General features: G+C 37.6%; 12 protein-coding genes and 1 riboswitch. Of the genes, 4 read left to right on the forward strand and 8 right to left on the reverse strand.

Annotation, left to right across the window (positions count from 1 at the left end; genetic code table 11):
• Nucleotides 1–26: 26 nt before the first annotated feature.
• Nucleotides 27–809 (forward strand): enoyl-CoA hydratase, encoded by a 783-nt coding sequence (locus tag GZ63_RS0101545; RefSeq protein ID WP_029266185.1) that lies wholly within the window; start codon nt 27–29, stop codon nt 807–809.
• Between the two features lie 18 nt (nt 810–827).
• Nucleotides 828–2,357: an acyl-CoA carboxylase subunit beta gene (locus GZ63_RS0101550; protein WP_029266187.1), complete on the forward strand. Its 1,530-nt coding sequence runs from the start codon at nt 828–830 to the stop codon at nt 2,355–2,357.
• A gap of 221 nt (nt 2,358–2,578) precedes the next feature.
• On the opposite strand, the gene thiW is transcribed toward GZ63_RS0101550, so the two are convergent.
• The 4 genes from thiW to thiD are packed head-to-tail and all read right to left on the reverse strand — an operon-like array spanning nt 2,579 to nt 5,429.
• The gene (gene thiW, locus GZ63_RS0101555) at nt 2,579–3,103 is read right to left on the reverse strand and encodes an energy coupling factor transporter S component ThiW (RefSeq protein WP_029266189.1); all 525 of its coding nucleotides are present in this window, start codon (nt 3,101–3,103) and stop codon (nt 2,579–2,581) included.
• Between the two features lie 56 nt (nt 3,104–3,159).
• Entirely contained in the window at nt 3,160–3,798 is a 639-nt protein-coding gene (thiE, locus tag GZ63_RS0101560; RefSeq protein ID WP_029266191.1) for a thiamine phosphate synthase, read from the reverse strand.
• Nucleotides 3,799–3,804: 6 nt separating this feature from the next.
• Entirely contained in the window at nt 3,805–4,599 is a 795-nt protein-coding gene (gene thiM / locus GZ63_RS0101565) for a hydroxyethylthiazole kinase (protein WP_029266193.1), read from the reverse strand.
• Nucleotides 4,599–5,429 carry a bifunctional hydroxymethylpyrimidine kinase/phosphomethylpyrimidine kinase gene (gene thiD, locus GZ63_RS0101570; RefSeq protein ID WP_029266195.1) on the reverse strand — a complete coding sequence of 277 codons (831 nt, stop codon included), beginning with the start codon at nt 5,427–5,429 and terminating at the stop codon, nt 4,599–4,601. The genes thiM and thiD overlap by 1 nt, the downstream gene beginning before the upstream one ends.
• A gap of 134 nt (nt 5,430–5,563) precedes the next feature.
• A riboswitch (TPP riboswitch) is annotated at nt 5,564–5,665 on the reverse strand.
• Nucleotides 5,666–5,805: 140 nt separating this feature from the next.
• Here thiD and GZ63_RS0101575 point away from each other — a divergent pair.
• The gene (locus GZ63_RS0101575; protein WP_029266197.1) at nt 5,806–6,324 is read left to right on the forward strand and encodes a YcxB family protein; all 519 of its coding nucleotides are present in this window, start codon (nt 5,806–5,808) and stop codon (nt 6,322–6,324) included.
• 7 nt (nt 6,325–6,331) lie between these two features.
• On the opposite strand, the gene GZ63_RS0101580 is transcribed toward GZ63_RS0101575, so the two are convergent.
• Nucleotides 6,332–6,922 carry a histidine phosphatase family protein gene (locus GZ63_RS0101580; RefSeq protein WP_029266199.1) on the reverse strand — a complete coding sequence of 197 codons (591 nt, stop codon included), beginning with the start codon at nt 6,920–6,922 and terminating at the stop codon, nt 6,332–6,334.
• Between the two features lie 154 nt (nt 6,923–7,076).
• Here GZ63_RS0101580 and GZ63_RS0101585 point away from each other — a divergent pair, with 154 nt between their 5' ends.
• The gene (locus GZ63_RS0101585; RefSeq protein WP_029266201.1) at nt 7,077–8,213 is read left to right on the forward strand and encodes a conserved virulence factor C family protein; all 1,137 of its coding nucleotides are present in this window, start codon (nt 7,077–7,079) and stop codon (nt 8,211–8,213) included.
• A gap of 112 nt (nt 8,214–8,325) precedes the next feature.
• Here GZ63_RS0101585 and GZ63_RS0101590 read toward each other — a convergent pair whose 3' ends face one another.
• From GZ63_RS0101590 to GZ63_RS0101600, 3 genes are all read right to left on the reverse strand, one after another.
• Nucleotides 8,326–8,553, reverse strand: coding sequence for a hypothetical protein (locus GZ63_RS0101590; protein ID WP_029266203.1), 228 nt, complete (start codon nt 8,551–8,553; stop codon nt 8,326–8,328).
• 23 nt (nt 8,554–8,576) lie between these two features.
• A complete protein-coding gene (locus GZ63_RS0101595) occupies nt 8,577–9,773 on the reverse strand; it encodes a class I SAM-dependent rRNA methyltransferase (protein ID WP_029266205.1) in 1,197 nt (398 codons plus the stop codon).
• Nucleotides 9,774–9,906: 133 nt separating this feature from the next.
• The coding region (locus GZ63_RS0101600) for a hypothetical protein (protein ID WP_226374289.1) at nt 9,907–10,454 on the reverse strand (548 nt) is incomplete at its 5' end.

Below are 10,454 nucleotides of genomic sequence, written 5' to 3' on the forward strand. Positions count from 1 at the left end.
TTAATAGATTAGGAGGCCTTTTATTCATGTCAAATCTTGTTCAAGTAGAACTGAGAGACGATCATATTGCCATTATTAAACTAAATCGGCCTGAAGCAGCAAATGCAATGAGTCGGCAATTACTAAAAGAAATCAATGATGCTATTTTTTCAATAAGTGAATATGATTCTATTTATTGTACGGTTATTACTGGTGTCGGTGAAAAAGCCTTTTGTGCTGGAGCTGACTTAAAGGAACGAAGCGGCATGAATAACAAGGAAGTCATCGAAGCTGTACGCAGCATCGGAAATACCGTGCTAAATATTGAACAAATGCGGATGCCTGTTATTGCCGCTTTAAATGGAGTTGCTTTCGGCGGAGGATTAGAACTAGCTTTAGGATGTGATATTCGATTAGCAGCCGAACACATTCATTTGGGGTTAACCGAGACATCACTAGCTATTATCCCCGGTGCAGGGGGAACACAACGACTGCCGCGTTTAATAGGCATTGGCAATGCCAAACAACTTATATATACAGCAAAAAAATTAACGGCTAGGGAAGCAAGAAACCTTGGTTTAGTCGAAGAAATTATTGAACCAAGTCAGTTAATAGAAAGGTCAATAGAAATAGCAAAGGATATAGCTAGCAATGGACCGATAGCGGTTCAACAGGCTAAAATTGCTATTAATAATGGCATGCAAGTTGATTTATTAACCGGGCTGGAGATCGAACATCTCAGTTATAAAGAAACCATCCGTACTGAAGATCGATTAGAAGGTTTACGTGCTTTTAAAGAAAAGAGAAAACCTGTTTATAAAGGAGACTAACAAGGAGGATACATATCTATGTCCTATGTAGAACAATTAACAGAAAAAGTCGATACGATTAAAAAAGGTGGAAAAGAAAAGTACCATAAAAATAATCAAGAACGTGGGAAGCTATTTGTAAGAGAACGACTAAATTTGCTTTTCGATAAGGGACTGGATATCGAGGATGCATTTTTTGCTAACTGCATGGATGATGAGTTACCGTCCGATGGTGTCGTTACAGGGATTGGAGAAATGAATGGCCAAAAAGTGTGCGTGATGGCAAATGATTCGACTGTTAAGGCAGGATCTTGGGGAAAAAGAACAGTTGAAAAAATTATTCGTATTCAAGAGACAGCGCTAAAATTAGAACTGCCAATGTTATATTTAGTCGATTCAGCTGGAGCGAGAATAACTGATCAAATTGAAATGTTTCCTGGCCGCCGCGGGGCGGGCCGTATTTTTCACAATCAAATAAAATTGTCAGGCCGCGTTCCTCAAATTTGTCTATTATTTGGTCCTTCTGCCGCTGGAGGCGCATATATTCCTGCCTTCTGTGACATTGTCATTATGGTGAAAGGAAATGCCTCCATGTACTTAGGATCCCCTCGTATGGCTGAAAAGGTTATTGGAGAAAAAGTCACTCTAGAAGAAATGGGCGGTGCAAAAATGCATTGTGCTGTATCCGGTTGCGGAGACGTTCTTGCTAAAACAGAAGAAGAAGCCATTGAATTTGCAAGAAACTATTTAACGTACTTCCCTGCTAACTTTAGAAGCAAACCGAAAAAAGCTGCAGTTCCCGCCCAAAAAGCGTTTCATAAAACAATCAAGGATATTATTCCAGCTAACCAAAATACACCTTTTGATATGAAAGAATTGATCGATCAGATTATCGACACAAACAGCTTTTGTGAAATTAAAAAGTTATTTGCACCAGAAATAATAACGGGATTGTCCCGTATTGAAGGTGGAGTTGTAGGTATTATTGCAAGTCAGCCACGCCAAAAAGGAAGTGTATTATTTCCAGATTCGGCAGACAAAGCTGCGAAATTCATACAATTATGTGATGCATTTAATATTCCCCTGCTCTTCCTTATGGATGTGCCTGGTTTTATGATAGGTACAAAAGTGGAGAGTCAAGGTATCATTAGACATGGTGCAAAAATGTTGGCATCTATGAGTGAAGCTACGGTTCCAAAAATTTCAGTAATCGTTAGAAAAGCTTATGGGGCTGGTCTTTATGCAATGGCTGGACCTGCATTTGAACCAGACGCTGTTTTAGCATTGCCAACAGCACAAATTGCTGTGATGGGACCGGAAGCAGCGGTAAATGCAGTGTATGCAAATAAAATAGCATCATTAGAAGGAGAAGAAAGACAAAGGTTTATAAAGGAAAAACAAGAAGAATATCGTGATGATATTGACGTTTATCGTTTAGCATCTGAAATGGTTGTCGATCAAATTGTAGAACCAGATCAGTTAAGAGTGGAATTAGGAAAGCGTTTTAAAGCTTATGAATCAAAAAATGTAGAATTTACAAAGAGAAAACATGGCGTACTTCCCGTATGAATGAATTTGCACCTTGATCATTTTCAAGGTGCTTTTTCATAAATCCATTTACAAACGTTATCCAAGTGAAATTTAATAACAAGCGCAAAGTTCCATTTCTAATCCTTTTATTGGCACTTTTCATGAACCTTATACTCTTTTCTTTGCAAAAACGATTGCCCCGCATCTTTATATCACGTAATGCCACCCTTGGACCCTCGCCCTACATAATGGTGGTGTTCCTAACCAAAATGCCTGCCTTCTTTTTTTCCATTATTTGCATAATATTGGAAATGATTTGTTTGTTTCACTCGCTTTACTATAAAATAACCAATAAAGGCACCAGAAATACTACTTACTAAAAATGAAGGCATAAACACCATGGCTCCCATCGAACTTCCCATTAATATATTCGCGTACGGGACTGCAAACAAGGAACCAATCAGCCCTGTTCCAACAATTTCTCCAATCACAGCCATTATTTTTTTGCCAAAATGTTTATAGAAAATACCAGCTAAGAAGGCACCAATCATCCCCCCCGGAAAAGCAATGATTGTTCCTAGTCCAAGCATATTACGAATCAACCCCGTCACAAAAGCGATTATAACAGCTGGAACTGGTCCTAATAGTATTGCCACCATAACATTGATCGCATGCTGTACTGGATATGCCTTTGCAACCCCTGCAGGAAACCAGAGTAATTGGGAACCGATTGTCGCTATAGCAACGAAAACTGCCATTGTTGTAATTAGTCTTGTTCGATTCACATTGTATTCCCCTTTTTCCGCAAAATGTGATATTTCCCGGGAAATATCGACAATATTTACTGCACCTTGTCTAATTGTTCTCGCAGTTCTCTTGCAGCTTGCTCAGCGTCCCCTGCTTGACTAATTGCCGTGATCACTGATATACCTGCCGCTCCTGCTTTTTTTATTTGCATAGCATTGGATTTTTTTACCCCGCCAATAGCTACAATTGGAATGTTAACTTTCTCCGTAATATCTCTAATCGTCTGAATTCCAATAGGCTTTTTACCTGGTTTTGTTGCTGTTTCAAAAATCGGGCCTACTCCGAGGTAACTAGCTCCTTGCTGCTCAGCTAGTACTGCTTCTTCTATAGTTGATACAGAAATACCAATCGGAAAAGTATTTGGAAGTTTTTCTCTAGCCTCTTTAATTGGTTCGTCTCCTTGTCCCAGATGAACTCCATCAGCACCAAGCTGGATAGCCAAATCGATATCGTCATTAACAATAAATGGAACTCCCTTTTCTTGACATATCTTCCTTAGCTGTTTTCCAAGCTGAATTTTATCTTCGCCTTTTTTTACATGAAGTCCTTTTTCCCGATACTGAAAAATGGTAACTCCGCCATCGATGGCTTCCTGTAATACTTGGGAAGGATTGCGCTTTGTATTGTCACTTCCCATTATAAAATAGAGTAGAAGATCTTTTTCATTGATCATAAAAGGTTAATCCTCCTGAGCTGTGAACATTTGTATTCTTTTTCGTTTCGTAACATCCTGATTTGTTAAATTGTAAAGGCTATCCATTAAAGCAGCTGAGAAAGCTCCTGGGCCACTCACTGTTTCCATAGCAATTTCTGATGCTGCTCCATAACTGCTAACTGCGTTTACAGACGCATGATACCTATCATCAGCTACACTAACAAAAGCTCCAATGATAGCAGTCAGTAAACAGCCAGATCCAGTAACCCTTGGCAGCATGGGTACACCATTTTTACATAATGAATATCTTTCACCATCCGTAATAACGTCAGTTTCTCCTGTCGTAATAACGATTGAACCATATCTTCTTGAAACTTGCTTCGCTATATTGGGATTGATATGATCTGTTGATGCATCGACACCTTTCATTTCTGATCCGACTTCCCCTAAGATAGCTATTTCCCCTGTGTTTCCGCGAATAACAGATACATTAATTTCACCCAAAATTTGCTTTACTGCTTGTTTTCTGAAACTTGTTGCCCCGACTCCAACTGGGTCTAATATAACAGGAACCCCTTGATCATTAGCAGTTTTCCCAGCAAGAAGCATGGCTCTCACTTGAGTTTGTGTACACGTTCCAATATTTAACACCAGCGCATTAGCATGGCTTACCATCTCTTCCACTTCTTCAGGAGCATTTGCCATTACAGGCGATGCACCTATTGCTAATAATCCATTTGCTGAAAAATTTGCAACAACGATATTCGTAATATTATGGATCAATGGTTTTTGTTTTCTTATTGCTGTGATGTAGTCCATTAATTAGCCTCTTTCGTTTTATTTTCCGGAACTCCCTGCAAACGATAACCCCAGTGGTTTGTCGGTCCGTTCCCCCTGCCTATTTCTAAACTGAATCGAATGGCGTCAGTTATAAATTGCTTAGCGATCGCAACAGATTCATAAATTGATTTTCCTTTTGCTATTTCTGCTGCAATGACTGCGGAATACGTACATCCTGTTCCATGTGTATGCTTTGTATTAATTCGTTCTGTCGGGAATTTGTAAATTTTCTTCCCATCAAATAATATATCAATCGCATCTCCAGCAAAGTGACCGCCCTTCACAATAGCAGATTGTGCTCCTAACTCCTCGACTATTCGCTTGGCAGCAATTTCTGCATCCTCGGTTGATTGAATAGACACTTCCAATAGTTCTTCTGCCTCTGGTATATTTGGCGTAATAACAGTAGACAACGGAACTAATGCTTCACGGATCGTCTGTCTTGATTCTTTATCCATCAAATGATCTCCACTTTTAGCAACCATGACTGGATCAAGAACATATGGAACATGGTTAGATTTGATTGCATGACTAACTACTTCCATCATTTCAGGTGTGGCGATCATCCCTGTTTTCACAACGTCTGGTACAATATCATTAAAAACACTTTCAAGTTGCTTCTCTATAAATGAAACAGATAGATGTTCGATAGATTGAACGCCTAATGTATTTTGTGCTACGACCGACGTAACAACGCTCATGCCATAAACTTCTCGCTCCTGAAATGATTTTAAATCTGCTTGAATCCCTGCACCACCAGTTGGATCCGTACCAGCAATCGTAAGTGCAGAAGAAGTTGCATATTTCATCGTTTATTAACCCCTTTTCATGGAAAATCCCTATGAAGGAAAAATGGAGATAAGGTAATTTCATAATAAAAACCACACCAGGAAATTGGAGTGGCTTGATATACGTATACAAAGGTATAGCTGTTTTCATATACTATAACCATTCTCCACTTTCCTACGCTAGTTTGAACTAGATCAGGTTCGAAGGGTTGAGGATTTTACCTTATCTCAGCCATGTGGCACCCCTAGTGGACTTTCCTATTTAATTATGCGTTATATCTTAACTTAATCATGATAACACCTAATTGTCAACTAGATGAAATACGTTGAATAAAAAATAGTTTTCAAGTAATATTTTATTGTGGAAAATGATTTATGTAAAAGGGAGCTTATCATAATGAACGTAAACTTTAATCTTGAATTTGATGACCTATTAGCCTTTCAAGAAGATGTTATTAATAATTCGCGCACACATGATATAAAAGCTAAATACTTTAAATGGATTACAACCATCATCATTCTCCTTGGAATGCTATTGCTTGTAAAGACTTCTTTATTATCGGCCATATTTATTCTAATAATAGCTATGATCTATTTTTTTCTATTTCCATATTTATATAAATCTATGACTTTTCGTAAATTAAAGAATAAACTGCAAAACAATGATTATTCACATATACTTGGCCCCTGTCAAATGACTTTTTCCGAGAATGGAATAGATAGAGAAACAAAACATTCTACCTCCCATTTTAATTGGAATCAATTTGAAAAGGTAAGCGAAGATAATAAACATTACTTTTTATATGTAACAGATTTAGAAGGATTAATTATTCCGAAACAGCCGGATCACATGAATGAAAAAGAGATAACGGAATACAACAATATGATTAAAAATTTCATTAGAAACCTTAAGTAACAAATCTCTATTCACTTCTTTCGCAATATGCGGAAAGATGAGAAACAATATTGTAGTCTTGAATCCTCCATTCCACTTGGTTAAAGGTAATATTACTAATACAAGCATTAATTAGTTTTGTTTTCCCTGAACCTATCTTTCCATTTGATATGGTGGCTAAGATCGTGTTAATTACAGCTCCATGTGCGACAAGCAGGATATGCTTACCCTGATTGTTCTCGATGATCTCATTCAGACCAGCCATTACGCGTTTCCGAAGGGCTCCCCGTGTTTCCTGATTAGGATAATCTTTATCTGGATATTTTGCCTGTCGCTCTCTTTTTGTCATACCCTGTGCTTCCCCGTAATACCTTTCTACAAATGCTTCCATTTCAATGAGCGGAATTTGGAGCTTTTCATTGATAATATTCGCTGTCTGCTTTGCCCGTTGCAAAGGACTTGTTATCAGTACATCATACTTCGTTTTCACCAGCTGATTAGCACATTCCTTGGCTTGTTCTATTCCCCTCTCATTTAGAGGGGTATCCATTTGCCCCTGTACGATTTCTAAAGCATTCCAGTCCGTTTCACCATGTCGTACCAAGCTTATACTTGTAATTTTTATGCACCTCCATTAAAAATAACTCTCTATCACTTTCTATCATTATATAATAATATTTCCCTAGATGCAGGATGGAACTTCAATGATGGATAATCAACCATTGCTTTGGTAAAATCAAAGGTATAACAAGGATTTTTAAGGAGGTCTTAACATGAAAATTACCTCAATTGAACCAACACCAAGCCCACACTCTATGAAAATAAATGTCGATGAAACATTAGCTGATGGGAAAAGTCAAAACTTCCAACTTGGTGATGAGCTAAACGATGCTCCTCCATATATCAAAGACCTGTTTGCAATTGAAGGTGTGAAAGGTCTTTACCAAGTAATGGACTTTATTACGCTGCAGCGTAACCCGCGTGTTAGATGGGAAGACATTCTCCCGCAAGTGCGAGATGTCTTAGGATCTTCAGAAGATATGACGGATACATTTCATGCAGGCGGCACTTCGACAGCTGACTCTTTTGGTGAAATAAAGGTATTTATCCAAATGTTTCGAAATATCCCGATGCAAGTAAAGTTGCAAGAGGGAGAAACAGAACAACGATTTGGATTGCCTGAATCATTCACAAATGCTTCTATGAAGGCATCTGAAGCTACAGACAATATGCTCATGGAAAGAAAATGGGTCGAACAGAACCCACGTTATGGGGAAATAAAAGAAATTGGAGAAGAGGTTGTTGAGGAACTAACAGCAAGCTATAACACAGAAAGACTGGACGAACTTGTTCAACTTGCCTTTACCAAAGATGGGGAAACACCGCCCACCTCCAATTCACGTGTAAAAGTTACACCCGAAATGCTTGACAGTCCTAACTGGAAAGAACGTTACGCAGCACTTGACCGAATGGATCCAATGATCGATGACTTAGATGTTCTTAATAAGGCTTTAGATGACGAAAAGGCATCCATACGCCGGCTTGCCACTGCATTCCTTGGTATGATTGAAGAACCTGAAGTACTGCCTTATTTGTATAAAGCATTAAAAGACAATGCGATTAACGTGCGGCGTACTGCGGGCGATTGCCTTTCTGATTTAGGCTTTAAAGAAGCTATCCCGGAAATGATCAAGGCATTGTCAGATTCCAGTCGGATTGTTCGCTGGAGGGCTGCTATGTTTCTGTATGAAATCGGTGATGAAACTGCTATACCAGCATTACGTCAGGCAATGGATGACCCGGAATTTGAGGTACGCATGCAAGTGAAAATGGCTCTAGCCCGTATTGAAGGCGGGGAAGAAGCCAAAGGTTCCATCTGGCATCAAATGACGCAAGCAACAAAAAAATAAAAAGCCAACACTACCACCACAGGTGCTTGAAAATAGTAACAGGAACTCACTTGTTATTCCAAATTAAAAAATTCCCTGCTTTATATAAAGGAGCAGGGAATTTTATCCATTTCTAACTAATTAAGACTGCTAGTTTCTTATCTCTTTCTTCCCTTTCAAGTTTTGAAGCCAGATCGTATTTCTTTAAAAGGTGAAATAATTCATTTAAGTTTTCCTGGGATTGTTCATTTTCTAAAAATTGATGAACCTTACGAGCCAAATCATCTGGTAAAAATGATTCTTGGCCCTTGAGCTTTTTTTGTACATCCTCAAGGGAATGGTCAATATTACAAACTCCCATGTAAACACCTCCTTTACCTATTTTCAGGTTTGTTTCTTTACAATGACAACTTTCAGGTAATTTCCTTGTAAAAAACCATCCAATACCTTGAAATCACTAGGTAATGTATATTCTCTAAGAATTTCATATTTGTCCCCAGTTTCTTTAAAAGCCCTGTCAATAAATCCTTTAAATTTTTTCATCCCGAACGTCGCATTATTTGTTGAAGCGGCAATTATACCGTTTTTCTCCGTAATTGTAATTGTATCCTTTACCAATTTCGTATAATCCTTCGCTGCTCGAAATGTGTGTTTCTTTGAACGTGCAAAACTCGGAGGGTCCAGTATAACTAAATCAAATTTTAATTTTTTACGATTAGCGTATTTAAAGTAATCAAAAACATCCATCACAATAATATCTTGTTGTTCATAGTCAATTCCATTGACACTAAAATGTTCAATTGTTTTACTTTTACTTCGTTTTGCTAAATCCACACTTGTCGTTTTTGCTGCTCCACCTATAGCGGCTGCTACGGAAAAAGCGCCTGTATAAGAAAAAGTATTTAACACATGTTTATCTTTCGAATATTGATCCCTAATCGCTTTTCTGACTTCACGTTGATCTAAGAAAATACCTACCATGGCACCATCGTTTAAATAAACGGCATAATTCATTCCATTCTCTTTTACAATGATAGGAAACTCCCCGCGCTTTCCCTTCACAAAATCATCATCATCGATATACTGGCCTTCCGTATTAAACCTTTTTTTCTGATAGATGCCAGTGTAATTCGCTAGCTCATCCAATGTCCGTATAACGTCATCTTTAAATGAAAAAATTCCTTGACTGTACCAATTAATTAAGTAAAAGCCATCGAAATAGTCAATGGTCAATCCGCCAATACCGTCTCCTTCGCCATTGAAAACTCGAAAAGCATTTGTGTTCTGATCATTAAATAGATGTTTCCTCTTCTGAATTGCTGCATTGATTTTTTCCTTGAAAAAGTTAAAATCAATTTTTTCTTCTTTTTTCCTTGATAAAATCCAGCCGATTCCTTTATTTTGCTTTCCATAATAAGCCTTTGCAATAAATTGCTGGTGCTGGTCTACTAAATAGAAAATACTGCCTTCTTTTTTTAGCAAATGATCATCAACAATCATATCTCTATGTACCAATGGATATCCATTCTTATACTTCGTTACGTATTTTGATTGAACCTTAATTTTAACCACGTTTATCATGATTTCATCCCATCATCTGTTTTCTTCATTATTACATGTTCCAATGAAAAGGGAAAGGGGCTTACATAATAAAACTCACTAAAAAACTACAGAAGACCCTGTAGTTTTATAAAGTTATAGTAAAGGAAATTAATTATTCTTCCTCTTCTATATCCTCAAATTTATATTCTTCTTTTATATCTTCCCATTTTTTTTGTGCCTTTTCATCTATTTCTAGTGATTCCTGTGTTTTTTCTTCAGATTTTGCCAGTACTTCATTGGCTTCCTCTTCTGTTAAAGAACCGTCGAACAATCCTTCGAATGCTTCTTGTTCTAACTGGACAGATTCCCTTAAAGCATTAATCCAGTCAACTTTGAGTTGATGATACTCTTTTGTAATGTCATGCTCAGGCTCTTTGGATTCAATATAATCTTTCACCTCATCCAATAGTGGAATCACTTCATTCTTTTGTTTTTCCAAAGCATCCTCTTGCGAATTCATACTTAATACTTCTTGACCTAAAGTTTGTATCTCCTCAAGTTTAGGCTGTACATCATCAACTAAGCTATTATGATAATCCAGTACTTCATCCGCTTCAGGTGAACTGCATGCAACTAGAGCTAACATAAAAAATAATGACATAAATAAAAATAAATTCCTCATTTTCACCATTATGTATACCCCCTCGTATAATATGTTTA

It is taken from the genome of Virgibacillus alimentarius (assembly GCF_000709085.1).
Classification (GTDB): Bacteria; Bacillota; Bacilli; order Bacillales; family Amphibacillaceae; genus Virgibacillus_B; species Virgibacillus_B alimentarius.

Excerpts from the sequence above, each read along its gene's own strand:
- GZ63_RS0101545 (WP_029266185.1), top strand. The coding sequence starts at position 27 with ATGTCAAATCTTGTTCAAGTAGAACTGAGAGACGATCATATTGCCATT.
- GZ63_RS0101550 (WP_029266187.1), top strand. The coding sequence starts at position 828 with ATGTCCTATGTAGAACAATTAACAGAAAAAGTCGATACGATTAAAAAA.
- thiE (WP_029266191.1), bottom strand. The coding sequence starts at position 3,798 with ATGATCAATGAAAAAGATCTTCTACTCTATTTTATAATGGGAAGTGAC.
- thiM (WP_029266193.1), bottom strand. The coding sequence starts at position 4,599 with ATGGACTACATCACAGCAATAAGAAAACAAAAACCATTGATCCATAAT.
- thiD (WP_029266195.1), bottom strand. The coding sequence starts at position 5,429 with ATGAAATATGCAACTTCTTCTGCACTTACGATTGCTGGTACGGATCCA.
- GZ63_RS0101575 (WP_029266197.1), top strand. The coding sequence starts at position 5,806 with ATGAACGTAAACTTTAATCTTGAATTTGATGACCTATTAGCCTTTCAA.
- GZ63_RS0101585 (WP_029266201.1), top strand. The coding sequence starts at position 7,077 with ATGAAAATTACCTCAATTGAACCAACACCAAGCCCACACTCTATGAAA.
- GZ63_RS0101590 (WP_029266203.1), bottom strand. The coding sequence starts at position 8,553 with ATGGGAGTTTGTAATATTGACCATTCCCTTGAGGATGTACAAAAAAAG.
- GZ63_RS0101595 (WP_029266205.1), bottom strand. The coding sequence starts at position 9,773 with ATGATAAACGTGGTTAAAATTAAGGTTCAATCAAAATACGTAACGAAG.